The following is a 22,816-nucleotide window of genomic DNA, read 5'->3' on the forward strand; positions in this document are numbered from 1 at the left end:
CCCCTTTAATTGTCGTTGGATTTATTGGGTGATGAGGTGCCTTACGCAATTTTGTAGAAGTGTCTTGTCTGATAGAGATGAATTTACAAACTTACTATTTTTGAGCTAAAAGGATCGAGTGTTATGAATTGCCCGAAAAATATTTCTGTTTTAGAGGCTCAAAAGTGGATAAAAAAAGCGTCTATTTTTCTTTTGGTGCTAGATAAAGTTTTAGATAATCTATCGTCAACTCCCACCACCCACACTAAATGTAGTGAGGCTATTGAATTGTGCTGGTCATGGTTATCCGAAAGAAATGTAAGCCCCGAGCAACTGGCCTACTTTTTAGATTCGGATGAAATGCAAAACGGTTCTCTTGCGGAGCATCATTTCACTACGGCAAGCTTAGAACAAGATAGCTTGATTCTGATACTTCTGGTCATTGGTTTTTTTGCACATCAGGCTTATGAATCTTCAGGTCGGCAAGAAGAAATGTCCGCCTCAGTCAACGAGGCAGGTGAACAGGTTGTTGAATCTATAGTTGAGTATATCTATAAAGTAGGATTGGCTGACGTGTTGGACATTTACTTGTCAAAAAAATATTAATGGTCAGGTGCAAGGGAGTTGCGATGAAAGGCGCGGCGCAAGTTAGCGATCTTATAAGTGAAATAATTTCCAGTGCACTGTATGACGGCGACTATGGAAGTAGTATAAGTCGTGAATTAGTTTTGGACGGCGTCGAGGTTTTCGATCGTGTCAATGTTCCACTCGATTATCTCGAATTTCTTGAGCAGTTTGGGTTTGGTGAGCTGGATAGCGCACTTTACATCGAAGCTGGCCCAATAAAGTATTCAGTTGTCGCCGGCTGTGAGGTGGACGCTTATCGTAATATGTATGTGTTTGCCGGGATGGGGAGCGGTGTTCTTTATGCATTCGATGCCGCGAATGATTGGTCAATCGTCGAAATTGATCCTGAGTTGAATGGCGCGGAAGTCCTAAGTGAGGATTTTTCCAGCTTCATCATTAGCCAGTTAAGGGCGGTTAAAGGTTGCCTGGATTGGCGAGCCCAGCAGTAATATGCGCAGCCTCAGTATTTGCATTGTTAAGGATGACCAATGAAACCCATAAAACTCTCCCTCCAAGCCTTCCTCATGTCCTGCCTCGTACCCGGCTGGGGCATGGTGTATGTGGGCCGTATCAAGTGGGGTATCCGGGTTGCGGCATTGTTGCTCGGCGGGGTCGCGTTGATGGGGGCTTTGGGGTTGATCACCACGCCCCTTGGGCTGTATGCGTTCTTCGTGTTTGTCATCACGGTCAAGCTGACCTCTGCCATCGTTTCCGCCGTGTTGGCTCGTCGCTATAGCGGCCCGCCCGATGTGCCGCGTAAACGTTTCCATGCCCTGTATGTCGGCGTGGTGATGATTCTGGTGCTGACGCTCGGCGTCTTTCGGGTGCCGTTGCTGGGCTTCAAAAACTATTACATTCCGTCAGGGTCGATGGCTCCGACCTTGTCCATTGGTGACTACATCATTGCGGACTTGCAGGCAGGCGCGCCCACTGTGGGGGATATCGTGGTGTATCGCTGGAATGGCACCGAAGCGGTCAAGCGGGTGGCGGGTGTTGCGGGGGATACATTGGCCATTGTGAACGGTGAGCTGATCCATAACGGTGAAAACCTCGGGTTGTTTCATGCACCGGCCGACCGGGTGAAAGGGCCTGAGTCGTTGGAAATGGCACCGGTCAAGGTCGCGCCGGGACACGTCTTTTTACTTGGTGATAACCGCTATAACAGCAACGACAGTCGCTTCATGGGCCAGGTCGCGGTTGAGGATGTGGTGGGCAAGGTCACCGGCATCTGGTTCTCGAATGAGCGAGCGCGCATTGGGACGACTTTCCCATGAGCCCTTTGAATGCGGGTTGCCGAGTCTTGCAGTGGCTGTGCCTGTTAGGGATGTTCGTCAGCGCCAGCGCCTTCATGCTGTCCTGTGTCTACCTGGAGCGTAGTTCTTCGGTACTGGGCGTGGCGGCAGGCGGCTTTGTTTGGGGCGGAGTCGGGCTGTTGTTCGCGTTTGTGTTCGGGCAGTCTCGAACCGCTCGGGCAACGTTGCGGTTCATGGCCTCCCGGCTTGCATCGGTTTTGTTATTTGCGGCTGTTGCTGCCTTCCTGGTCGGTCTGTTGTGGGTCGAGCCCGAGCGGGAATTTATGGACGCTCAGTTAAAGGGCGCGTCGGCAGTCATCCAGTAAGGACACATCACATGCTATGCAGAGCTTTTATCCTTCTATGCCTGGCGATGCTTGCAGGCTGCCAGGGTGTTCCCTATCGGGGTGCCGAAGATCAGGCGCGGATCAACGCCGACTTGAAGCTGGGCGCAACGCCTTCCCAGTTCATTCCCTTGCGCTGGGCCTATTCGGATTATGGCGTGCAAAACGGCATTCAGACCCAGGATGCCGTCGCAGTAGTTCAGCCTGGCCTGGTCACACTGGTGGGTTATGAAGGGGGTCACTATGTAAGTCAGGCCAGCTTGCCCTTGGCGGCGGTGGACTGTGCCTACATATTCGACAGTGAAGTCAGTGGCCGGCCGGTATGGCTGCTGCAAAAAGAGCGTTTCGTGTTCCTCTCGCCAAGCGATCATCGCGGTAATGGCGATATGGCCAAGCGCATTCAATTGGTGAAGCAACTCGCCAATAGTGGGTTCAAGCTGCACAGCGATGCGCAAGGCCCGGCCCACCTAGCGACCGGGAAATCGGAACGCCAGTTGGTGCTCAATACCGTCATTGGTCATCACGTAGAGGAGGTCGCCGAGAACCAGGCGTACAACGTATGCCGGCCCCAATGACCGGGCGGCGCCAGGGCCGCCCGGTTTAACTTACGATGGGTTGGTATTCAGCCGGCGGCTGATGGCATCCAACAAATCGCAGCCATCACGCAATGGAATCGCCAGCAAATGCGCGAAGTCTTGCAGCACTACGGCATCGCTGCTGAGTTGTTCGCGGAAGGCCAGGTTTTCCAGGAGTTGGGTGACGGCCTGGATGCGGTGCACGGCGGCGTCGTGAAGGACGTCGAGGGGCGCCTGGGTGTCGATGAGCAGGGCGGGGATGGTGCAGTCGTGGCCGGTTAGGGGCATGTAGCGGTTCATAATTGGCACTCTGTTTAATGGTTGAAGCCATCACTCAGTCGTCGCCAAACGAATGGGTGGCAGCTGTACGCAGGTTGGCGAACCGGCAACAGAATAAACCGGCAGACCCGAAGGTCTCCCGCGCACAGCCGCCATAAAAGACGCGGCTTTGCGGGTGCAAAAACACCTGCATCTAAGCGGATTGCTTTTGCATTCTGTTGTCGGGTCGCCAAACCCGGTCGCCAGTTGGACGACGGCCGGACTATAAGCCCCCCATCCAAAACCATGCAAGGCGTCCGTCCAGGCTGTAACAATTCTGCGTGTCACAACCGCTCCCACATTTTTGATCGAGGTGCATCAGCTGGATAGCGGTTGGTTCTCTAATTTTGAGCAACGGCCGGACTACACGCCCTCACCCAAAATCGCGCAAAGCATCAGAGTGATGGCATAATGCCTTATGTTATGCCATCCATTGCCGACACACTGGCGAAGGCCAGAGGCATTAAACATCCGAACCGGCCTTCGCCAGTATTTTCCAAACCGCTGCACCGCTACCCACAAGGAAGAAATACATGATCAAGTTGTTCTGCAAAGCCGCTGTCGTTCTGTCCTTGGCCACGCTGTTCGGCTGTTCTTCGACCCCGTCGGTCGAGAAGATGCAGGCCGACGTGGCGAGCTATTCACTGCCCAAGGCTGCCGTGGCCGATAAAGGCCTGGTGTACGTCGTTCGCCCTAGCAACGTCGGGATGCTGGTACGGTTCAACGTGTTCCTGGATGACAAGGAAGCCAACTCGGAGATGGGTTACAACCGCGGTAACCAGTACATCTATTTTTTCGTGACGCCGGGCAAGCACGTAATCAGCTCCAAGGCTGAAAACTGGGCGGACATGCCAATCGACGTCAAGGCCGGTGAAGTGGTTTACCTCAAGCAGGAAGTCGAAATAGGCTTCGCCGTGGCGCGCAACAGCCTCAAAGTGCTAAGTGATCTGGAAGGCCGTTATCTGGTCAAGGATGCGTCCTTGGGCACCATTGCCAAAGAAAACAAGTGAGTTAACGCGTTTGTTGCCGGCGGGACCGAGGCTCTGCCGGCAATGACTGGTCAACTGCAAACATTAAAGGACTGATGTGAAAAAACTCTTCTTCATCCTCCTCACCACCCTTGTCCTCGGCGGTTGCGTCAGCCATCCCCTGACGCCCGAAAACCGCGCGCAGATCAAGACCGTAAAAGTCCTGCCCGTAAAGTGGGAAAAGAACATGGTGTACTTCGGCCAGCAACAAGCCTGGGGCGCGGCCCTGGGGGCTGGGCTTGGCGCGGGCGTTGGCATGGCCAGCGGTGCATCCAAGGTGGGCACCGCGGCGTTGAGCGGCGCTGGCTTTGCGGGCGGCATGAAGCTCGGGCAGTTGGCCGAGATGCCGACGCCCGTGGCCATTCTGACGGTAATGGAGGCGGAAAAAATTGACGTAGGCGTGTTGCTCAAGCAGGGCTTTATCGATGCGCTGGGCAAGACCTCAACGCTTAAGGTGGTCGGTGACGACGAGCCCGCCGATGCGCAGATCCAATTGACCGTGGCCGAGTGGGGCTTTCGGCTCACGCAAGGTTTCAGCAGCGTGATTTATCCCACGCTCAACGTGCTGGCGCAGATGAATCGAGGCGATGAAATGATCTGGCGCACCAGTGAGGCGGTTACGCCTTTCAATGGCGAAAATGTCTACGGCTACACGCCGCTCACCTATCGCACAGACCCCGAGGCCTTGCGCCGGGCGCTCACCGGTATCACGCAGATTTCCGGGCGTTATCTGGTGCAGGAACTCAAGTAGGATGCCCCCCTTGGGGTGTATGCGTTTCATGTTCGTCATTACGACCAAGCTGAGCTCCGCTTTCCGTAGGAGCGAGCTTGCTCGCGAAGCGCGTTCAGCTGACGCGGGTTTTCTGGATGCCCGCGGCGCTCTCGGGTTTTTCGCGCGCAAGCTCGCGCCTGCAAGGGGCTGTGTTGAAAGTGGTTTAACCCAAGGAGTTTCCCGATGAAATTGCACCGTCTGTTTATCTCGATTGCCGCACTTGTCACCTGCACCAGCAGTTTTGCCGCGGCGCCTGCCCTGCAGGGTTTTCTCGCCTGTGACCAACGCTCTCTGGCGGTCCTGGACCAGCCAGGGCTCAAGGAACGTGTCTCCCATGCGGTAGAAAACGGCAGAATTGCCTTCAACGGCGGTACAAAAACCGACATGGGCCAGCGCTGGATGTTCGATAAGCCGTTGACCCTCGACGGCCTGACCTTGACCGGCTTCTTTGCCGAAGACCTGGACCTGATGGGCTCGCGCATCATCGGTTGGGGGTTCTACACCGAGCAGGCCCCCGACGCGCTTTACGCCCAGTTGAGCAAAGCGCCGGGTACCGAATTGGAGCAAGCCAATGGTATCTACGCCCGCGCGCAGATCTGGTCGCACAAGCAATCGGCCTGGGTGCCGGAGGGCGGCGGCGACAACGCAGGCAAGCTGGTCACTGACACGGCCGAACGCATATTGATGGTTGAGCCTGCACCCGCAGACTTGGCCAAGACCAGCAAGGGCATGGTCACCTGCTCGGTTCAGGGGGCGGTGAGCGCGGCAATGCTCAAGACCACTCGACCTGATCTGATCAAGTGAGCTGAGGCAACGCTGGCGTACTCAGTATTCTTGAGGCACGCAGGCCAAATGGGGAGGGGGCTTGCCCCGATAGCAGTGTGTCAGCCAATGCATGCATGACTGATACACCGCTATCGGGGGCAAGCCCTAATGCCGTTCAGTTAAGCAAACGCAGTGCTCAAAGCAGCGAAGATCAAATGTGGGAGCTGGCTTGCCTGCGAAGACGCCAGCCCAGCAAACATTGATGTTGACTGGCCCACCGCTATCGCGGGCAAGTCGAAGCGTCGAACCGCCGCTCCCACAGGGGATCTGCGCTTAACTGAACGGCATTAGGGCAAGCCCCCTCCCACATTTGGATGTGCGTTCTGGCAGGCGCCGAGTGTTGGGGATCCTGGGCTGCTAAGAGCGAGCAGGCATCCACAGGCGCTGAAGAAGAGCAGACATACTGATTATTCTTGAGCTACGCAGCTCAAACTGTGGGAGGGGGCTTGCCCCCGATGGCGGAGTGTCAGTCGATAAACCAGTTGGCTGACCCACCGCCATCGCAGGCAAGCCAGATCCCACCCTTGATCCTGTGGTGCTGCACTGACCGTGACAGAGCCCTTACAACAACTTGCGCTGCACCGCCTCATCAAGCGTACTGCGCGTCAGCGCCTCGACCACGTCCTTCGTATCCGCCTGGAACGGGATGCCCACGATCAGCACCAGCTGCATCCAGGTGCGCACCGATTCGCTCTTTTTGACGCGGCCCAGTTCCTTGCCGTCTTTATCCTTGAACACCGTTTCCAGCGTGAAGATATTCTTCGCGGTGGTCGGGATGATGAAGAATGTAAAGCCGGTGATGAACGCCGACACCGGGCTGTACTCTTCGTTGTTGTGCAGCGTGGCGTCCACGTAGAGGTCCGAGTCGACCTTGTCGGTGCTCACCCGCGAAAAACGGTTGGAAGCGCGATACGAGTCGGCCACGGCTTTTTCCCACAGCACCACCGGGGCGCCGACTGCCGCGTTGCCCGGGCCGCCGTTGACGTGGTTCTGCGCGGTGGTGCGCACGTACACCGTGGGCTTTTGCGCGGGCGCGTTGGCGGTCGGCGGCCAGGTTTGTACGGCCGGCAGTTCGTGCTGCGAATAAGACACGCAACCGGTCAGCAAGACGGCGGCGAGTACCAGGCTGTGTTTGATCAATCCTTTCATGCAGTGCTCCTTGAGAATTACGGTTTGGCCAGGTTGGCGGTGGCGGTGTCGAGCAGTTGCCCGACCAGTTTGGTCAGCTGTTGGCCGCCCATCGAAGGCGCCCAGTATTGGCCGCTGTACAGGCCCACGTTGTGTTCGAACGTGATCGAGTCCCTGGCCTTGGCCAGTTCCTTGCCGTTGCGGTCGACGATCACCAGGTCGCCGGCCACGTCGAAGCTGTCGACGTAGATCGGGCCATTGACCCAGATCCAGATGGTCAGCGTCAGCAGCGCGCCGGGTACGTACGCCGGGTGCGGCGCGCGGTGGCCCTTGAGAGAAGTCATGTTGAATTTGAGCGTGACGTCCTGCTCGCCCAGGCGCACCGGGTATTCTGTAACCTGCTTGAAGTAGCCTGCGCTGCGCACGTATTGGTTGATCTGGGCCGTGAGGGACTGGCTGATGGCGGTCTTGTTGGCCTCGTTGACGTCGGCGGCGCTCACCGTCACATCGGCGATTTGCGCACTGCGCGGGCTGCTGACAGACACCTGGTGGAGCGGGGCGGCGATAGGGCCGGTGACGGTGTAGGACACGCAGCCGGTCATCGACAGCGCGGCGAGCAAGGCGGTAGCCCGAAGCAAAGTGTTAAACATGCAATATCCCTATAAGTGAACAAGCCAAGTTACTGTCTCGACCTGCACCAGCACAACTTGAGCGCGGATTTTATTTAGGCGTGTGTGCCTTTCAGTGTTTTGGCTTGCCGGGCAAGCGCTTAGAGAAAGCCACCGGCTCGCTCGACAGCGTCGCCAATAAAACGGCGCTGCCTCGGCGTCAAAACAGCTTGAGAACGTGTTTCAACTCCGTAAAATGCCGCGATTGTTTAAAGCTCGATACTTTTCAGGGACGAATTCACACATGCGCGTGTTTGCCGCCTTCCTTGCGGTCTGCCTGCTGGCGGGCTGCGCCTCCAAGCCGGATTACTACATCTCGCCGGCACCGGTCACTATCCCCAAGACGGCTACCTATTGGGTCGACACCTTCGACGTTGAGGTGGGCGGCAAAAGCAAACATTTCATGGCCGACGACAATGTCCGCAAGGCGCTCGGTGTCGATCTGGTGGAGCGTTTGCTCAAGGCCAAGCGTTACGCCACCAGCAAGGAAACCGCCGATTACTTGCTGGACGTGGATATCGTCTACGTGCGTCATATCGTCGACACCCAGGGCGGGTTGTCCAACCTGCTGATCGACGACGGCACCATCCTGCAAAGCATCGATTTCGGCTACAAGGTCAAGGTCAAGAAAGCCGGCTCCGAGGTGCTGCACTTCGCCCAGAATCGGCCTGGCCTGGTCCCCAACAATTGGCGGGGCCAGGCGCAGCAATGGAGAACCCTTGGCGGCGTCATTACCAATACCGGCAATGCCAGTGTCGAGCGGTATTTCACGGGTGGCTTGAGCCATTACATCATCGATGACCTGCAGGATATTCCTTCCCGATAGCGGCTTTGCGCAATCGTCCCTGGATTTCCCCACTTAGGAGCAACTCTTGAAAACACTCTGCAAAATCCTGCTGTCGGGCCTCACCGCCGCAGCGCTGCTGACCGTGGCCGGTTGCGCCACCGAGAGCAACCGCGCGATGCCGGTGGAACAGGTCGCCAGCGCCAACGTGGCCTATTCCGGCGTGCGCGTACCGATTGCCGTGGGCAAGTTCGACAACCGCTCCAGCTACATGCGCGGCATCTTCTCCGACGGCGTCGACCGCCTCGGTGGCCAGGCCAAGACCATCCTCATCACCCACCTGCAGCAGACCAACCGCTTCAGCGTGCTGGACCGCGACAACATGGGCGAAATTTCCCAGGAAGCCAAAATCAAAGGCACCGCGCAGAAGCTCAAGGGCGCTGACTACGTGGTGACGGGTGACGTGACCGAGTTCGGCCGCAAGGAAACCGGCGACCGCCAGTTGTTCGGCATCCTCGGCCGTGGCAAGACCCAAGTGGCCTACGCCAAAGTCGCGCTGAATATCGTCAACATCAGCACCTCCGAAGTGGTGTATTCCACCCAGGGCGCGGGTGAGTACGCGCTGTCCAACCGTGAAGTGGTCGGCTTCGGCGGCACCGCCAGCTATGACTCCACCCTCAATGGCAAGGTCCTCGACCTGGCCATGCGCGAAGCCATCAACCGCCTCGTCGACGGCATCAACGCCGGCGCCTGGAACCCGCGCAACTGATCAGCAGCACCTCAAGGAGCAGTACACGGATGAGCAAGGCAGTTAAGTTGGCGCTGATGCTGACAGCAATCGCGGTAGTCACCGGGTGCCAGACGGCACCCCAGCCCCTGTATCAATGGGAAAGCTACCAGCCGCAGGTTTATGAGTACTTCAAGGGCGAGCCCAAGGAAGCGCAGGTCGAGGCACTGGAACGCGACCTGCAGAAGATCAACGCCAGCGGCCGCAAGGCCCCGCCGGGTTACCACGCCCACCTGGGCATGCTGTACCTGAGCATGGGCAAGGATGACCAGATGGTGCAGGAATTTCGCACCGAGAAGGCACTGTTCCCCGAGTCCGCCGCCTACATGGACTTTCTGCTGAAAAACGCCAAGACCGGAGTCGCCACTAAATGAGCCTGTTAAAACTCACTGGCGCCCTGCTGGCCCTGGCCTTGCTCGGTGGTTGCGCAGCACCCAAGACGATTGATTACACGGCGTACAAGCAGGCGCGGCCCAAGTCGATCCTGGTGCTGCCGCCGATCAATGAATCGCCGGAAGTGCAGGCGTCCTACAGCCTGGTCTCGCAAGTGACCTACCCGTTGGCCGAAGCTGGCTACTACGTGTTGCCGATTGCACTGGTGGACGAAACCTTCCGCCAGAACGGCCTGACCACCGCCAACGATATCCAGGGCGTGGCACCGGCCAAGCTGCATGACATCTTCGGCGCGGACGCGGCGTTGTACATCACGGTCACCGAGTACGGTACCAAGTACATGCTGATCTCCAGCGACACCTCGGTGACGGCCTCGGCCAAACTGGTCGACCTGCGCACCGGCACCACCCTGTGGACCGGCTCGGCGCGGGCCTCCAGCGAAGAGGGCAATAACAATAGCGGCGGCCTCATCGGCATGCTGATCACCGCGGCGGTCAAGCAAGTGATCAACAGCTCCACCGACGCGGCACACCCGATCGCCGGTATCACCAGTGCACGGTTGTTGTCGCCGGGCCAGCGCGCGGGGATTTTGTACGGGCCGCGTAACCCCAAGTACGGCACGGACTAAGGTACTACCTCGTTCCTCGGCCCACTGAGGATCAAGTGTGGGAGCGGGCTTGCTCGCGAAGGCGGTATGTCAGCCAGCACATTTAGCGACTGACACTCCGCTTTCGCAAGCAAGTCGAAGCGTCGAACCGCCGCTCCCACATTGGATCTGCGGTGTTATCCACATCAGGTTTAACCCGAACCCACAGCACCTTGCGTCTGACCTTGTGAACAGATCATTCCTTCACGAGGTTCAGCCCATGTCCCGTCCTCTGCTCTTCCTGCGTCCTGCTGCCCAGGGCTTCGCCGTGACCCTGCTGGTAACGCTGGCCGGCTGCGGGCTGTCTTCATCCCCTGAACTGGCCAAGCCGGCTGAACCCGTCGGCGAACTGCAACGCGTGCAAGTCCAAGGCGCGGCGGTCAAAAAGATGGCAATGCCTGCGCCCATGCTGATGCGTGAAACGGCCAACCTGGGTTACCGCAGCGAACCCCGCGAGCAATACGCCAATCTGCCGGACAATCCGGTGCATCGTGTCGCTGAAACACCCGTCTCCACCTTCAGCGTCGATGTCGACACCGGCAGCTACGCCAACGTACGACGTTTCCTCAACCAAGGCAGCCTGCCGCCCGAAGGTGCTGTGCGATTGGAGGAAATGGTCAACTACTTCCCCTACAGCTACGCGCTGCCCACCGACGGCTCGCCCTTCGGTGTAACCACCGAAGTCGCCCCCACACCGTGGAACCCGCACACGCAATTGTTGCGCATCGGCATCAAGGCGTCCGACCGTGCCGTGGCAGAGCTGGCGCCGGCCAATCTGGTGTTCCTGGTCGACGTGTCCGGTTCCATGGACCGTCGCGAAGGCTTGCCGCTGGTGCAAAGCACCCTGAAATTGCTGGTGGATCAACTGCGCGATCAAGACCGCGTTTCACTGGTGGTCTACGCCGGGGAATCCCGTGTAGTGCTCCCGCCCACCTCGGGCCGCGACAAGGCCAGGATCCGCAACGCCATCGACCAACTTACCGCCGGCGGCGCCACGGCCGGCGCATCGGGCATCGAACTGGCCTACCAGATGGCCCGCGAAGGCTTTATCGATAACGGCATCAACCGCATCCTGCTCGCCACCGACGGTGACTTCAACGTGGGCATCAGCGACTTCGACAGCCTTAAGCAAATGGCCGCCCGGCAGCGCAAAAGCGGCGTGTCCCTGACCACCTTGGGTTTCGGTGTGAATAACTACAACGAACACCTGATGGAGCAACTGGCCGACGACGGCGATGGCAATTACGCCTACATCGACAACCTGCGCGAGGCGCGTAAGGTGCTGGTCGACCAACTCAGCTCGACCCTGGCGGTCGTGGCGCGGGATGTGAAGTTGCAAGTGGAATTCAACCCGGCGCGTGTCAGCGAATATCGCCTGCTCGGCTATGAAAACCGCGCCCTCAAGCGTGAGGATTTCAACAACGACAAGGTCGACGCAGGTGAAATCGGCGCAGGCCACACGTTGACGGCGCTGTACGAAATTGTGCCGAAGGGCGAGAAGGGCTGGCTGGAACCTTTGCGCTACGCCGCTGCGCCGACAGCCGAGGATAAATCCGCCGAACTGGCGATGCTGCGCGTGCGCTACAAGCCGGCGGCAGGCGGTAACAGCCAACTGATCGAGCGACCCATCAGTAATGCTTCGAGCAAGCCCAGCGATGACCTGCGTTTTGCGGCTGCCGTGGCCGCCTTCGCCCAACAGCTCAAGGGCGATGGCCGCTACACTGGCACCATGAGCCTGCAGGACACCGCCACACTGGCCCGCTCCGCCCGAGGCGATGACCCCTTCGGCCTGCGCAACGAATTCGTACAACTGGTAGAACTGGCCCAAAGCCTCAAGCACTAATCTCGAACACGACGACAATCAAAATGTGGGAGCGGGCTTGCTCGCGAATACGGTCTATCAGTTACCGAATGCGTCGACTGACACACCGTATTCGCGAGCAAGCCCGCTCCCACATTAGGATCAGTTTCAACTGACAGAAAGGAGCCCGCCCCCCACATGGCCGTACCCGCCGACCCACCCAGCGACGAATCCCTGCTGGCCCGCTACCGCACCGGTGACGCCGCCGCGTTCGAAACCCTGTACGCGCGCCATCGCCAGGGCCTGCACCGCTTCCTCGTGTCCCTAAGCAACAAAGCCGAACTGGCCGAGGAAATCTACCAGGACACCTGGCTCAGCCTGATCCGCAGCAACACCCAGCCACAAGGTCGGGCGAGTTTTCGTACATGGCTGTTCCAGATTGCCCGCAACCGCCTGATCGACCACTGGCGCAAGCACGGCATCCACACCCCGCTGCACGACAGCTACGACGAGCAACTGCACGCCCAGGCCGACGACAGCGCCGGCCCCGAGCAGCAACTGAGCCTGAGCCGCGACCAGGCGCGCCTTGACGCCGCGCTGCAAGGCTTGCCCGAAGACCAGCGCGAAGTCTTCCTGCTACGCCTGCACGGCGACCTCGAGGTGCCGCAAATCGCCGCCCTCACCAACGCCCCGCTGGAAACCGTAAAAAGCCGCCTGCGTTACGCCCAGCAGAAACTGCGCCGCCTGCTGGCCGAGGAGATACCCGCATGACCGACTCCCGACACACCCCGGACCCCGACAACCTGCCGCTCCAGCATTACCGTCAACACAGCACCGGCGAGCCGCCCGCGTCCCTCGACGCCTTCATCCTCGCCACCGCCCGCCGCGAAGCGTCCGCGCCGCAGCCGAACCTGTGGCAACGCTGGCTGCAAGCCTGCCAACGCCCGCGCTGGCAAATGGCATTCGCCACCGTGGCCGGCCTGGCGCTGATGGTCGGCGTGGTGATGCGCGAGCCCGTACCGCAAGCCGAAATCTCCACCGCAACCTTCTCCGCCTTGCATGAAGACGCCGCCCGGCCGGCCCCTCAAGCGGCACCCGCGCCGATGGCCCGAATCGCCGCCGCCCCTCAAGCCGAACGTGCCCCCGTCCAGGCCGAAATCGCCGGCGCGATGGCGGCTCAATCCACGGCAAAACTGAGCAAGCGCGCGCCGGTTGCATTGCCTTCATTGGATGAAGGATTGCAGGAGATTATGCGGCTGCGTGAGGCGGGTCAGAGCAAGGCAGCGGATGAAAAACTGCTGGCCCTGCACAAGCGCTTTCCCGATGAAGATTTACCCGCGCGCCTCGAAGCGTTGCAACAGCGATAACGCCGGTCATTGAAGACCCCTGTCGTGACAGGCCGTGAGACGCAACGTCTCACTGTCTCGACGCGATCTCCTGCGGCCCGGCACCGCGCGTCTCACGGGCGCGCGATACCGGGCAGCTTCAGGCGTTGACCGCAGCGCTCTAAAAAAGGCGTGTCCGGGATTTATGGCCAACCTGGCACCGGCCTTGCTCCAGCACTGACAGCCAGCCCGACTGGCGACCCAATAATAAAAAGTGCTGCCCGATATCCCGCCCCGCGATTGGGCCCGGACATCGCGCAACCGTACCGACGCCCCTGGCGCCCGTACCCACCGTTCAAGGAGATTTCGCCATGACCCTCCCGATCAATCCACAAGGCAGCATGCGTGCCGCCGTCTGGCACGGCCGTAACGATATCCGCGTCGAAGACGTCCCGCTGCCGGTGTCGCCACCCGCAGGTTGGGTGCAGATCCGCGTGCAGTGGTGCGGTATCTGCGGGTCCGATCTGCATGAATACGTGGCCGGCCCGGTGTTCATCCCGGTCGACGCCCCCCACCCGCTCACCGGCATCAAAGGCCAGTGCATCCTCGGTCATGAATTTTGCGGCGAGATCGTCGAACTCGGCGCCGGCGTGCAAGGCTTCAGCGTCGGCGAACCCGTGGCAGCCGATGCCTGCCAGCATTGCGGCACCTGCTACTACTGCACCCACGGCCTGTACAACATTTGCGAAAACCTGGCCTTCACCGGGCTGATGAACAACGGCGCCTTCGCCGAACTCGTCAACGTGCCCGCCAACCTGCTGTACAAACTGCCGGCAAACTTCCCGGCCGAAGCCGGCGCACTCATCGAACCGCTCGCGGTGGGCATGCACGCCGTGAAAAAAGCCGGCAGCCTGCTCGGGCAAAACGTCGTGGTGGTCGGCGCCGGCACCATCGGCCTGTGCACCATCATGTGCGCCAAAGCCGCGGGCGCCGCGCAAGTCATCGCCCTCGAAATGTCCAGCGCCCGCAAGGCCAAAGCCCTCGAAGTAGGCGCCACCCACGTACTCGACCCCAACCAATGCGACGCCCTCGCGGAAGTGCGCCGCCTCACCGCCGGCCTCGGCGCCGACGTCAGCTTCGAATGCATCGGCAACAAACACACCGCCAAACTCGCCATCGACCTGATCCGCAAAGCCGGCAAATGCGTATTGGTGGGCATCTTCGAAGAGCCCAGCGAATTCAACTTTTTCGAATTGGTGGCTACGGAGAAGCAGGTATTGGGTGCGCTGGCGTATAACGGCGAGTTCGCGGATGTGATCGCGTTTATTGCCGATGGGCGGTTGGATATCACGCCGCTGGTGACGGGGCGGATTCAGTTGGAGCAGATCGTGGGGCAGGGGTTTGAGGAGTTGGTGAAGAACAAGGAGCATAACGTGAAGATTATTGTGTCGCCGGCTCGGGTTTGAACAGGGCGATGATTTTCGCGGGAAGCGCGTCAGCCAACAAAGGCCCCCGTTGAGGGGGCCAATAGCTTAAGTCTTTCAATGGCCCACAAGGTGTTTCGCGGCCCACTGCTCGGCGGTGGTGGCTTGAATCGACTGCTGCTCGTTGAACGTGGCCGCTTTAGGCCACGCCACGCCCTTGCCTTGTGCGAAGACCGCGCGATACTTTTTGATAGAGTCAGTAGGGTCTTTTGCCAGTTCCTGAATCAGGTACGGAACCGTCCACACGTTACGTTTGAAGGATCGTCCCAAAACACGCTCAAGCAGGCACGCAACCTGCCCATAGGTCACAGTGTCGCCAGCAAGGTAGACAATTTGATTGCGCAAGCGCGGCTCGAAGAAAACGATTTCCGCTGTCAGCGCCCCGATGTCGTCAGGGGTCGTGAGCGTTACGCTGTTCTCAAGGCTGCCCAAGGCGTTCACCGTGGCGTTTTCGAAATCCACGACCTCAAATACAGGCTCGAAGAGGAAGCTGGTGAACATGCCCGTCGAGATGATCACCCATTCAGTTTCGTCCTGTGCGCGGAGCAACTCGCGCACATCCAGTTGGGCATCGAATAGATCCTGAGGACTGCCACGCCCAATCACTTCGAAATCGACGCCGAACTGCCAGGGGAAGTAGCGCTTAACGCCGGACTTGAGCGCGGCTGTTGCCAACTTCATCGGGGTTTCCCGGCCCGCTACCATGCCTGCACAGCCTATGACGGTATCGAATCGTGCGAAGACTTCAGCTAACTGATCGATTGAATCATTCACCAAGTCAGCGGCCACCATCTGAATGCCCAGGCTACGCAGCTCATCGATTTCCAGCTTTTTCCCAGGCACGTGGGTGTTGATGGTCGAGTCCCTGAGCAGGACGCTGATTTGAGAGCCCGGTGCGCGCTTCGCCACCCGCGCAAGATTGCGCAACACCGGAAGGCCAAGCTCACCGGCGCCTAAAACGAGAACCGATTGAGGAGAAAGTTGCGTCACTTCGCTCATTATATTTCCTGAGAACCGTTGCCTGTAAGATAAGCAAATGCTTGCACGATTCGACAACGCTCGTAAGAAGGCACACGGGTGATACCAGGGGGAGAAATGACTGATCAGGTGACGCTTGGCCAGGCAGAAATTATCTGCCAGACCCTCAGAGAGGAGGATGATGGCGTCAGGCGTGAAGTCCTCACTCACGCAGGCAGCCGTTGGTCACTGGGCATCCTCCATGCCTTGGGCGTATACGGAACAATGCGCCACGCCGAAATAAAAAGGCAGATGGCGGGTGTGACCCAGAGAATGCTGACCAAGACGCTCCGCTCCCTGGAGCGCGATGGTCTACTGATACGGCGGGAGCTGGATCAAGTTCCGCCCCATGTCGAATATGAGCTGACGCCTTTGGGCATGGGGCTCTTGACCCGAATGTCACCTATCTGGACATGGGTCGTTGAAAACGTTGACGACTTCCGCGAAGCGCGCCGTACGTTCGACAGTCAGGGGGACAAAAAACCTTCATGGCAAATTCCCGTGCCGATGGCGGTGGACCGAGGGGCGGCTGATTAACTGGGATTGGGATAACCGAATGATGATGGGGGATCCAGGTCTTTTAATCTCACGATTCCCAGCGGCCACAAAAAAGCCCCGGCTCTTTCAAGCTGAGGCTTTTTCATCTCTATATGGTGCCCGGCGTCGTTTGAACTGGGCGGTAAGATGCCAGTATTTATTGGGTTTCTTTGGTGGTTCGTCGGCTAGGCATACACGTGGGCATACAGGGCGCAGTGTGCTGACGCCGTTAACGCTCTTTGTGAAGGCTCCATCGAAGCTCCTCGTGACCTAGATCCCGATGAGTGACTCGCTGTCTTCAATGGCCTCTCCACGTTGAACCCTGTGGTCCTTTCGCCACCAACACAACTACCGTGCTTTCGCGGCCTTCAGTAATTGGGTGAAGGTATTAATTGCTAGGTGGATGTCATCTTGGGTATCTCCGTCCCACTCCTCAACCGTTTCTAACTCGGCTCGTAAGCTGACGATACGCTGTTCGATTTCTTCGATCTCAGCAGCACCGCATTGCTTAGCGATTGCCTGCCAACTGCCATCAGAGATTTTTTCGCCGAGAGCTAAGCCGGATCGGGCATTTACGATTAGATTCTGGAGGTTACTCATCTGAGATCTCGGGTGGGTAGCAGAAAAAGGTACTGGGGACCCTGACGATATCCTGAGTACACGGGGCATGAAACCCGCGGGATCGAGTTAGTGGGAGGCATTGGAAGTTACTGAAATTTCAATCGTTGAAATTGAAAGGATCTTGAAGAAAAAGGACCATCGTTACAGCTTCGGTAAAGGTGGCTTTATCTGTTGCTGATAGTGAACACCTGCATAGCGTCAACCACGGTAATGGGTTTCAACCACGTCAACCTGTCAACCAACTTAAAAAATCCAGCCGCTAACACGAACGCGCGGGTTCTATGCCCCGTGTCTATCCGAAATGCTCAGGGGCCCCAGCGACTGTTCGATTCATAGGGCAAATGCACAGGGCGAACAGCAGTTCACACGGTTCACCTGTTCACTAAACTGGGCACCTTTTCGGTGTCACCATCACGCGGCTTTCTACCCCCGTATCTTCAAGAATGCGCCAGGGTCCCCACTATCGAACCAAAGCCAAGAGCATGATCGACCTCGCTTCGCTGGAGGAGCAATACTAATGGGGCTAGGGGGATACCCTAACAAACCGTGTTACGGGTGTTACGCGTGTTACGTTTTTACTTAAGTGTATGATTTTTAATGATTTATATTGCGTTACACAGCTTCGACTGGTTTGCCGATATACGTGTTACATCGTAAATAGGTGTTACAACAATGGTGCTCTGGAGCGGCGGTTTTTGATGATTGAGGCGGGATGTCATCGACCCAGGGGCTTTCGCCTATAAGGGTAGCTACCGGCCAGAAGCGGACAGTTACCCAGGGTTAGCTGCGCTTCCTTGAAGCTTGAAGGCGGCTACAGAAGCAGGGGCGATTCACGATGATAAAACAACAGTCTTACAGACATCACTACGTGCCCCAGTGGTATCAGAGGGGATTTCTTTTAGAGGGTCATACCGCGTTCAAAATATTAGATTTGAGGCCTGAGGTCTTCCGCGACGCTAAAGGAGTGGTTGTCGGAAAATCGCGTGCAATACTAACCAAAGGGCCGGATGCTTGGTTTTTTGAGCGGGACCTTTACACCACTCGCGTGTTGGGCGAACCGAATGATGACATCGAAAGATTTCTCTTTGGGGCAATAGACAGTACTGGGAAGGAAGCAATTCAGGCGTTAGTCGATAGCGACTGGGGAAAAATGCACTTCACATACACCCATGTTTTCGAGTTCCTCGATGCACTCCGATTGCGTACACCCAAAGGCCTCCGATTCCTTCAATCAACACTTGCGACGAAAAATCAGCAAGAACTCATGGTTCGCATGCAGGAAGTTCGAAGGATGCACTGTGTGATGTGGATGGAAGGCGCCATAGAGATCTTCGAAGCTGCCCAATCCGGGACCAAGTTCATTTTTTCAGACCACCCTGTGACATTTTTCAATCCTCACGTTTTCCCGAAAGATCGTGCCATACCAGACGGTTTTGACGTTCCCCAGCACTGGTTGGGGACCCAAACCTTAGTTCCACTCAATAGCAACCATTTGATGGTGATCACACATAGAGAGTGGGGTCGCAAGCAAGGTGAAATTCGAGCTAGAAAATCACGCACCAATCCAAGACTTTTTGATAATCCGCTAATTACTTACGATGGAATCCAGAGAGGAAGACAGCTTTCGGAAAAGCAGGTGCGAGAGGTCAATTACATAATCAAGATTCGGGCAGAGCGTTACATTGCGAGCTGTGACGAGCAGCATTTGTTTCCTGAACGCCATCTTAAAACTACTCTGTGGAGCAAGCTGGGAAGCTTTCTGCTGCCTCGAAGCTATGCGACAGCGCTTCAGAGCGGCTTCATGACAGTAAAAATGAAAGACGGCTCTTACTACTTCCAAGATGAATTTGGCCGGCGCCCAAACAGCAAAGCCGAATTTGATAAGGCAGTACAAGACGCCAAATCAATGGAGGCAATGATGAACAGGGTTCTAGGCAAGCGGTATTGCGACGAAGAGTGAGAGGCCGCTCTAGTATAAGCCTAGCAAGCCCTTTAGACCGTTTAAATGCTCAGTAAAAAAACCTTTTCGGTCCTGTTTTTTGATTCTTCAGCCTATTCGCTCTTGGCCGATTGCTGCCTTTTACAAGAGGCCGCTATCGGCCGAGGCTGTGTAAAAACATTTTTGAGCGTCTCAGGTGCTCAAGATAGGACTGAAAATCGCGTTTCTACCCGAAATCCATATCTGCAGGCGTGCCGATAAATTTCAGATTCAACGTAGGCGCGCGCACTTAAATTTTGGCGAAGCATTTTTACACACTCTGGGTCAAAAGCAGTCATTGGAGCGAGTCTAGAAAACGACACCATTCAAAGTAACTCTATTGTTTGTGTTTCATGCAGAATATTTTTTGATTTAATGCAAATATCGCAATGAGTATGGTGAGGATATTCATGACAGCTAGAAAGCCCGAAAACCTCTCAGGTCTATCAGACCTTATCGCGACAGAGCTGCAAATGTTTTGATTAGAAACCGCGTTCCAGATTGCTAAATACGTCAAGATTGTAACGGTCGCAAAAAACAGCATCGCGCAGCTGTTACGTTTCATCCAACGGTGCCTTTTCTCAAAAAGTGATTTGATGTAAGAATCTCTGTCGAGCTTACATTCAGACTGATCAAGTATATTGGGTAGGGCGAAAGCAATAATTCCGGTGTTCACAAGCATTATAATAGTGCGCAGACCAAACTGTTCGTAAAAGCACCAGATTCGGTGGGGTGTTGCTAGGCCCGAAAGCTGATTAGACATAAAGCTAAGGTATGAGATGATTGCTTCAAGCATATACACGACCTCTAAATAAACTCAAAATCTTCTGCGGTCCAGTAGTTCCAGTTCGCTTCTGTAAAATTACGGAGCTTGTTAGTAGTCATGAACTCTCTAGGGATTATGTATTCTGAGTCAGTTTCATCTTTTATTTGCTTGACTGTTCTGGCATCCAAAAGAGGGAGATCCATGAGGGTTTTGTACATGGCTTTATTTTTTTTGTTGGATAACTTGTGATTGTGTGCGGCTAGTTTTTTTCTACACTCGATGGCGTAGTCTAACACCTTCATACAAAGTTCAGCACCTGCTTCCACTCCATTCTTGTTCGTCGCAACTGCACCGCCAAGAAAGAGGCTGACTTTCGGCCCATAAAGCTCGTAGTATAAATGTAGAAGCCCCGTTGATATACCACCAGATATGGTGGGTATGAAGTGTGACTTATGAATGTGACTGGTATAGCGATTTACAGACTCTGCTAGCAGTGTTATGTCCTCTGTTGCATTGTAATGTCTCTTGTTCCCCGGTAGGGCAACAAAGCCGCCAGGGTACATTATGTCGATGCCACAGTGAGACAGGAACTTATCAAAAAAAACATCCGGTATACGTTGGGAGAGTGCTTTTTTGATTAGCGGATAGGATGTAATGATTATTTGTGCGTTAATCTCTTTTACTTTTTTTATTTTGGATATTGCGTCAAGCCCGGCATCTATTTTTACAGTTATAGGATGATTAGATACGGACTTTGATAATTTCTCTATTGCCCGCTCCAGATTGCCTGAATAATTACTCAGGTTTACAGAGTATGAAGAAATATTGCCTCTCGGCTTGTGGAGCTCTGCGACCTGACTAGCGAGGTCGATATGCCAGTCGAGGTCGTGCTCATTTAGAAGCATTTTTCTTGTATCAGGTTCAATTATGTTGAAACCAAGTCTAGCTGCGTCTATGCACTGATTTTTGAAGTCTTCATTAGATAGCCCAAGCCTGGGTTTTACTGAAAATCCTAGGAGTGGTGTGAAGTTATCTAATTCGAACCTATTTCGAATAGAGCGTGGCTGGGTACGTTTTAGCACTAAGCTATGTTCAAGCTCTTGCCATTGAACGTCATTAATATAAATTCGCTTAATTGATGAATTCGATAGGCTGAACATATCTCCCACGATGGAGTCAATGAGGTGGGTGTCTCCGCCAGCGTTAAAGGGGAAGTAGCGAGAAGGAATGCTTAGCTCAAAAAAATACTCTTTGCCTCTGATGTGAGTGAATTTATTTTCCAGAAGGCGTGGATCTAAAGTATTTTGGATGTCAATGCTTAAACTATCGATAATTTTTTTTGAGTAGCTGTCAAAACTACCAGCGAGGATATTTTGCCGAATTGACAGAAATATGCTCTCAATTGTATTGCTTGATTCATCGGAGAGTTCAATTAATCCATTGATTGTTATGCGTGACATGTCAGATCGTCCGGGTTAAATAAAGCTGTGACTTCAAATGCAATGTACGAATTACTAGGGGTTTTCAGTATGCTGTGCGCTTTCTCTGTGGCGTCCACTAAAGAAGATGCTGTAGGTATAACGCTTTGGAAGTTTCCGATTTTTGTAAGCACGGATTCAATCGAGGTTCCTGTAATTACTTTGTTAATGACACCCCAAAGTTTTTTGTTTGTGTTATAGCCCAGTCTCAGCTCTACTGGCCTGCCTGAGTATATATGGCGCTCTGTGAATTGCCCCCTTGCACGGCGCAATTCCCAAGTTTTTTTGTTATCGGTAAACCATAAAAAAGGGTCTTGTGACAGAGGTACGAACAGGCGTGCGTTTTCGACGCATGATGTGTTTGTGATTTTATTCCAGTAGTAAAGTTTTACACAGGGCTTACGTTTGGGGAAGAGGTCACCATCAGAAATATATGGTGCTGCGCTCTGATTCCTAAGCTTGACCTTTGTGAAGCCTGCGTACTCTAGAAAGTCACTTGACAGTGACTCTTGAATTCCACATGTTCGAATGACTTCTACATGCTGCACTGGAAAGGGTATCACTGCTGGAATAGCTTTCAGTGTCTCCAGCATCAAATGGGTTCCAATTTTATACCCACTATACTTTTGCGTTTTTGCTATTCGACTAACCCAAATCAATTTTAACTGATTCTGTAGTGCATTATGTGTTTCGTAAGACGTGCTCCCCCAGTTTTCAAGGCTTATATCTAAATCATCGCATAGTGACGTATTAATATAGTATCTACCCTTGGGGTTGCCAAATTTCAGAGTGTCGAGAATACAGCATGCGACAATTTCGTCACGTTCCTTAAGCGCGAAAAAAATCCCCCTATTAGGTGAGGATAGATAGTGAACTTGTGAGATTAGGGCGGAGCACGCTTTCTTGTCCTTTTCAGACACTACAACTGAAAATGTGAGGGGTGGGAGTTTTGGAATGCTGATTGCTTTGCAGTAGTATGGATATACTTGAACTAGTGCGTCATTTACTTTAATGCATACAACCTTGTCTTCATCCAAAGTAAAAACGGCATCGGAATTGGATAGTGCGGACTTGTAAGATCTTGATAAGCCAAAAGGTATATGAATTTCGGCTTTGTTGGGAAGTCGCAAAATGCGCTGGCTGCATATGATTTTCATCCTCCGAATCCTTTTTGAGAACTAATTTTTATAAGCGGTGAATTGATGTTTTAACGTCTGGCACTGATCTGTGTCTCTTCGAGAAAAAGGGGACAGATTTATTTACGTTCAGACCAATGCCTCGTTCATTGCGTGACACCCCACCTCACGCAGGATTGCAGGCTCGGAGCAGAGCCAACTGCCGCCCAGTTGACCCCAAGGCTTACAAAAAAACACCCACAAAAAAGCCCCAGCTCTTTCGGCCTGGGGCTTTCTCATCTGTATCTGGTGCACCCGGCGGGATTCGAACCCACGACCCCTGCCTTCGGAGGGCAGTACTCTATCCAGCTGAGCTACGGATGCTTGTGCGGGCGACATCATACCCATGTCGACCTTGGGCGTCCATGCCGGTCTTCGGGCCTTTGCGCGTAGGAACCTGCCGCCCGGAGGCCCTAACCCAGGCACCATCGATCAGTGCGTCGAAACCAAGGCCAACTACGCTGATCA

General features: G+C 55.3%; 25 protein-coding genes and 1 tRNA gene. 18 read left to right on the plus strand and 8 right to left on the minus strand.

From position 1 onward, the window contains the following. Window positions 1-123 precede the first annotated feature (123 nt). Genes H0Z09_RS02935 through H0Z09_RS02955 form a run of 5 tightly spaced genes read left to right on the plus strand, consistent with a single transcriptional unit; the run spans window position 124 to window position 2,817 of the window. Window positions 124-585, plus strand: a complete 462-nt coding sequence (locus tag H0Z09_RS02935) for an Imm6 family immunity protein (RefSeq protein ID WP_186687137.1) — start codon at window positions 124-126, stop codon at window positions 583-585. A gap of 23 nt (window positions 586-608) precedes the next feature. After that, window positions 609-1,055, plus strand: coding sequence for an SMI1/KNR4 family protein (locus H0Z09_RS02940; RefSeq protein WP_186687139.1), 447 nt, complete (start codon window positions 609-611; stop codon window positions 1,053-1,055). Window positions 1,056-1,094: 39 nt separating this feature from the next. After that, window positions 1,095-1,880: a signal peptidase I gene (gene lepB, locus H0Z09_RS02945; RefSeq protein ID WP_186687141.1), complete on the plus strand. Its 786-nt coding sequence runs from the start codon at window positions 1,095-1,097 to the stop codon at window positions 1,878-1,880. Continuing rightward, entirely contained in the window at window positions 1,877-2,224 is a 348-nt protein-coding gene (locus tag H0Z09_RS02950; protein WP_238340193.1) for a hypothetical protein, read from the plus strand. The genes lepB and H0Z09_RS02950 overlap by 4 nt, the downstream gene beginning before the upstream one ends. A gap of 11 nt (window positions 2,225-2,235) precedes the next feature. Beyond that, entirely contained in the window at window positions 2,236-2,817 is a 582-nt protein-coding gene (locus H0Z09_RS02955; protein WP_186687143.1) for a hypothetical protein, read from the plus strand. 30 nt (window positions 2,818-2,847) lie between these two features. Here H0Z09_RS02955 and H0Z09_RS02960 read toward each other — a convergent pair whose 3' ends face one another. Continuing rightward, on the minus strand, window positions 2,848-3,105 hold the full coding sequence (locus H0Z09_RS02960; RefSeq protein WP_186687922.1) for a hypothetical protein: 258 nt from the start codon (window positions 3,103-3,105) through the stop codon (window positions 2,848-2,850). 647 nt (window positions 3,106-3,752) lie between these two features. Between H0Z09_RS02960 and H0Z09_RS02965 the strand changes: the two genes are divergently transcribed. The 3 genes from H0Z09_RS02965 to H0Z09_RS02975 all read left to right on the plus strand — a co-directional run bounded on the left by H0Z09_RS02965 (window position 3,753) and on the right by H0Z09_RS02975 (window position 5,739). Continuing rightward, complete coding sequence (locus H0Z09_RS02965) at window positions 3,753-4,145, plus strand: DUF2846 domain-containing protein (protein ID WP_186687924.1); 393 nt, start codon at window positions 3,753-3,755, stop codon at window positions 4,143-4,145. A gap of 76 nt (window positions 4,146-4,221) precedes the next feature. After that, the gene (locus tag H0Z09_RS02970) at window positions 4,222-4,914 is read left to right on the plus strand and encodes a hypothetical protein (protein WP_186687145.1); all 693 of its coding nucleotides are present in this window, start codon (window positions 4,222-4,224) and stop codon (window positions 4,912-4,914) included. A gap of 204 nt (window positions 4,915-5,118) precedes the next feature. After that, entirely contained in the window at window positions 5,119-5,739 is a 621-nt protein-coding gene (locus H0Z09_RS02975) for a hypothetical protein (RefSeq protein WP_186687147.1), read from the plus strand. 582 nt (window positions 5,740-6,321) lie between these two features. On the opposite strand, the gene H0Z09_RS02980 is transcribed toward H0Z09_RS02975, so the two are convergent. Together H0Z09_RS02980 and H0Z09_RS02985 are read right to left on the minus strand one after the other, a co-directional pair. Continuing rightward, window positions 6,322-6,909 carry a hypothetical protein gene (locus tag H0Z09_RS02980; protein ID WP_076951515.1) on the minus strand — a complete coding sequence of 196 codons (588 nt, stop codon included), beginning with the start codon at window positions 6,907-6,909 and terminating at the stop codon, window positions 6,322-6,324. Between the two features lie 17 nt (window positions 6,910-6,926). Beyond that, window positions 6,927-7,538, minus strand: a complete 612-nt coding sequence (locus H0Z09_RS02985; RefSeq protein ID WP_169375452.1) for a hypothetical protein — start codon at window positions 7,536-7,538, stop codon at window positions 6,927-6,929. A gap of 262 nt (window positions 7,539-7,800) precedes the next feature. On the opposite strand from H0Z09_RS02985, the gene H0Z09_RS02990 reads away from it, so the two are divergent. The 8 genes from H0Z09_RS02990 to H0Z09_RS03025 all read left to right on the plus strand — a co-directional run bounded on the left by H0Z09_RS02990 (window position 7,801) and on the right by H0Z09_RS03025 (window position 14,758). Continuing rightward, the gene (locus tag H0Z09_RS02990) at window positions 7,801-8,382 is read left to right on the plus strand and encodes a hypothetical protein (RefSeq protein ID WP_186687148.1); all 582 of its coding nucleotides are present in this window, start codon (window positions 7,801-7,803) and stop codon (window positions 8,380-8,382) included. A gap of 46 nt (window positions 8,383-8,428) precedes the next feature. Further along, a complete protein-coding gene (locus tag H0Z09_RS02995; RefSeq protein WP_186687149.1) occupies window positions 8,429-9,109 on the plus strand; it encodes a CsgG/HfaB family protein in 681 nt (226 codons plus the stop codon). A gap of 29 nt (window positions 9,110-9,138) precedes the next feature. Next, window positions 9,139-9,501: a DUF4810 domain-containing protein gene (locus H0Z09_RS03000; RefSeq protein WP_076951519.1), complete on the plus strand. Its 363-nt coding sequence runs from the start codon at window positions 9,139-9,141 to the stop codon at window positions 9,499-9,501. Then, window positions 9,498-10,148, plus strand: a complete 651-nt coding sequence (locus tag H0Z09_RS03005; RefSeq protein ID WP_186687151.1) for a DUF799 domain-containing protein — start codon at window positions 9,498-9,500, stop codon at window positions 10,146-10,148. Before H0Z09_RS03000 ends, H0Z09_RS03005 begins: the two co-directional genes overlap by 4 nt. A 238-nt stretch (window positions 10,149-10,386) precedes the next feature. Further along, window positions 10,387-12,009, plus strand: coding sequence for a VWA domain-containing protein (locus H0Z09_RS03010; protein WP_186687153.1), 1,623 nt, complete (start codon window positions 10,387-10,389; stop codon window positions 12,007-12,009). A 156-nt stretch (window positions 12,010-12,165) separates the two neighbouring features. After that, window positions 12,166-12,738, plus strand: coding sequence for an RNA polymerase sigma factor (locus tag H0Z09_RS03015; protein ID WP_186687155.1), 573 nt, complete (start codon window positions 12,166-12,168; stop codon window positions 12,736-12,738). Continuing rightward, window positions 12,735-13,334 carry a hypothetical protein gene (locus H0Z09_RS03020; protein WP_186687157.1) on the plus strand — a complete coding sequence of 200 codons (600 nt, stop codon included), beginning with the start codon at window positions 12,735-12,737 and terminating at the stop codon, window positions 13,332-13,334. Before H0Z09_RS03015 ends, H0Z09_RS03020 begins: the two co-directional genes overlap by 4 nt. A 359-nt stretch (window positions 13,335-13,693) precedes the next feature. Further along, window positions 13,694-14,758: a 2,3-butanediol dehydrogenase gene (locus tag H0Z09_RS03025; protein WP_231999015.1), complete on the plus strand. Its 1,065-nt coding sequence runs from the start codon at window positions 13,694-13,696 to the stop codon at window positions 14,756-14,758. A gap of 75 nt (window positions 14,759-14,833) precedes the next feature. Here H0Z09_RS03025 and H0Z09_RS03030 read toward each other — a convergent pair whose 3' ends face one another. Continuing rightward, the gene (locus H0Z09_RS03030; protein ID WP_186687171.1) at window positions 14,834-15,775 is read right to left on the minus strand and encodes an aromatic alcohol reductase; all 942 of its coding nucleotides are present in this window, start codon (window positions 15,773-15,775) and stop codon (window positions 14,834-14,836) included. A 96-nt stretch (window positions 15,776-15,871) separates the two neighbouring features. Between H0Z09_RS03030 and H0Z09_RS03035 the strand changes: the two genes are divergently transcribed. Then, the gene (locus tag H0Z09_RS03035) at window positions 15,872-16,330 is read left to right on the plus strand and encodes a helix-turn-helix domain-containing protein (RefSeq protein ID WP_186687174.1); all 459 of its coding nucleotides are present in this window, start codon (window positions 15,872-15,874) and stop codon (window positions 16,328-16,330) included. A 348-nt stretch (window positions 16,331-16,678) separates the two neighbouring features. Here the strand turns inward: H0Z09_RS03035 and H0Z09_RS03040 are convergent, their stop codons facing one another. After that, window positions 16,679-16,930 carry a hypothetical protein gene (locus tag H0Z09_RS03040; protein ID WP_145159680.1) on the minus strand — a complete coding sequence of 84 codons (252 nt, stop codon included), beginning with the start codon at window positions 16,928-16,930 and terminating at the stop codon, window positions 16,679-16,681. An 856-nt stretch (window positions 16,931-17,786) separates the two neighbouring features. Between H0Z09_RS03040 and H0Z09_RS03045 the strand changes: the two genes are divergently transcribed. Beyond that, entirely contained in the window at window positions 17,787-18,911 is a 1,125-nt protein-coding gene (locus tag H0Z09_RS03045; RefSeq protein ID WP_186687177.1) for a DUF4238 domain-containing protein, read from the plus strand. 825 nt (window positions 18,912-19,736) lie between these two features. Here H0Z09_RS03045 and H0Z09_RS03050 read toward each other — a convergent pair. The 3 genes from H0Z09_RS03050 to H0Z09_RS03060 form a co-directional block, all read right to left on the minus strand. Beyond that, a complete protein-coding gene (locus H0Z09_RS03050) occupies window positions 19,737-21,155 on the minus strand; it encodes a RuBisCO large subunit C-terminal-like domain-containing protein (RefSeq protein WP_186687179.1) in 1,419 nt (472 codons plus the stop codon). Further along, complete coding sequence (locus H0Z09_RS03055) at window positions 21,143-22,330, minus strand: hypothetical protein (RefSeq protein ID WP_186687182.1); 1,188 nt, start codon at window positions 22,328-22,330, stop codon at window positions 21,143-21,145. Before H0Z09_RS03055 ends, H0Z09_RS03050 begins: the two co-directional genes overlap by 13 nt. A gap of 265 nt (window positions 22,331-22,595) precedes the next feature. Continuing rightward, window positions 22,596-22,672: transfer RNA gene (locus H0Z09_RS03060), tRNA-Arg, on the minus strand. Window positions 22,673-22,816 lie beyond the last annotated feature (144 nt).

The organism is Pseudomonas sp. SWRI18 (genome assembly GCF_014268345.1).
GTDB lineage: Bacteria > Pseudomonadota > Gammaproteobacteria > Pseudomonadales > Pseudomonadaceae > Aquipseudomonas > Aquipseudomonas cedrina.

Excerpts from the sequence above, each read along its gene's own strand:
- H0Z09_RS03035 (WP_186687174.1), top strand. The coding sequence starts at position 15,872 with ATGACTGATCAGGTGACGCTTGGCCAGGCAGAAATTATCTGCCAGACC.
- H0Z09_RS03040 (WP_145159680.1), bottom strand. The coding sequence starts at position 16,930 with ATGAGTAACCTCCAGAATCTAATCGTAAATGCCCGATCCGGCTTAGCT.
- H0Z09_RS03020 (WP_186687157.1), top strand. The coding sequence starts at position 12,735 with ATGACCGACTCCCGACACACCCCGGACCCCGACAACCTGCCGCTCCAG.
- H0Z09_RS02980 (WP_076951515.1), bottom strand. The coding sequence starts at position 6,909 with ATGAAAGGATTGATCAAACACAGCCTGGTACTCGCCGCCGTCTTGCTG.
- H0Z09_RS02985 (WP_169375452.1), bottom strand. The coding sequence starts at position 7,538 with ATGTTTAACACTTTGCTTCGGGCTACCGCCTTGCTCGCCGCGCTGTCG.
- lepB (WP_186687141.1), top strand. The coding sequence starts at position 1,095 with ATGAAACCCATAAAACTCTCCCTCCAAGCCTTCCTCATGTCCTGCCTC.
- H0Z09_RS03010 (WP_186687153.1), top strand. The coding sequence starts at position 10,387 with ATGTCCCGTCCTCTGCTCTTCCTGCGTCCTGCTGCCCAGGGCTTCGCC.
- H0Z09_RS03045 (WP_186687177.1), top strand. The coding sequence starts at position 17,787 with ATGATAAAACAACAGTCTTACAGACATCACTACGTGCCCCAGTGGTAT.
- H0Z09_RS02975 (WP_186687147.1), top strand. The coding sequence starts at position 5,119 with ATGAAATTGCACCGTCTGTTTATCTCGATTGCCGCACTTGTCACCTGC.
- H0Z09_RS03025 (WP_231999015.1), top strand. The coding sequence starts at position 13,694 with ATGCGTGCCGCCGTCTGGCACGGCCGTAACGATATCCGCGTCGAAGAC.
- H0Z09_RS03055 (WP_186687182.1), bottom strand. The coding sequence starts at position 22,330 with ATGAAAATCATATGCAGCCAGCGCATTTTGCGACTTCCCAACAAAGCC.
- H0Z09_RS02940 (WP_186687139.1), top strand. The coding sequence starts at position 609 with ATGAAAGGCGCGGCGCAAGTTAGCGATCTTATAAGTGAAATAATTTCC.
- H0Z09_RS02965 (WP_186687924.1), top strand. The coding sequence starts at position 3,753 with ATGCAGGCCGACGTGGCGAGCTATTCACTGCCCAAGGCTGCCGTGGCC.
- H0Z09_RS02950 (WP_238340193.1), top strand. The coding sequence starts at position 1,877 with ATGAGCCCTTTGAATGCGGGTTGCCGAGTCTTGCAGTGGCTGTGCCTG.
- H0Z09_RS03000 (WP_076951519.1), top strand. The coding sequence starts at position 9,139 with ATGAGCAAGGCAGTTAAGTTGGCGCTGATGCTGACAGCAATCGCGGTA.
- H0Z09_RS03030 (WP_186687171.1), bottom strand. The coding sequence starts at position 15,775 with ATGAGCGAAGTGACGCAACTTTCTCCTCAATCGGTTCTCGTTTTAGGC.
- H0Z09_RS02960 (WP_186687922.1), bottom strand. The coding sequence starts at position 3,105 with ATGCCCCTAACCGGCCACGACTGCACCATCCCCGCCCTGCTCATCGAC.
- H0Z09_RS03005 (WP_186687151.1), top strand. The coding sequence starts at position 9,498 with ATGAGCCTGTTAAAACTCACTGGCGCCCTGCTGGCCCTGGCCTTGCTC.
- H0Z09_RS02935 (WP_186687137.1), top strand. The coding sequence starts at position 124 with ATGAATTGCCCGAAAAATATTTCTGTTTTAGAGGCTCAAAAGTGGATA.
- H0Z09_RS02990 (WP_186687148.1), top strand. The coding sequence starts at position 7,801 with ATGCGCGTGTTTGCCGCCTTCCTTGCGGTCTGCCTGCTGGCGGGCTGC.
- H0Z09_RS02955 (WP_186687143.1), top strand. The coding sequence starts at position 2,236 with ATGCTATGCAGAGCTTTTATCCTTCTATGCCTGGCGATGCTTGCAGGC.
- H0Z09_RS03015 (WP_186687155.1), top strand. The coding sequence starts at position 12,166 with ATGGCCGTACCCGCCGACCCACCCAGCGACGAATCCCTGCTGGCCCGC.
- H0Z09_RS03050 (WP_186687179.1), bottom strand. The coding sequence starts at position 21,155 with ATGTCACGCATAACAATCAATGGATTAATTGAACTCTCCGATGAATCA.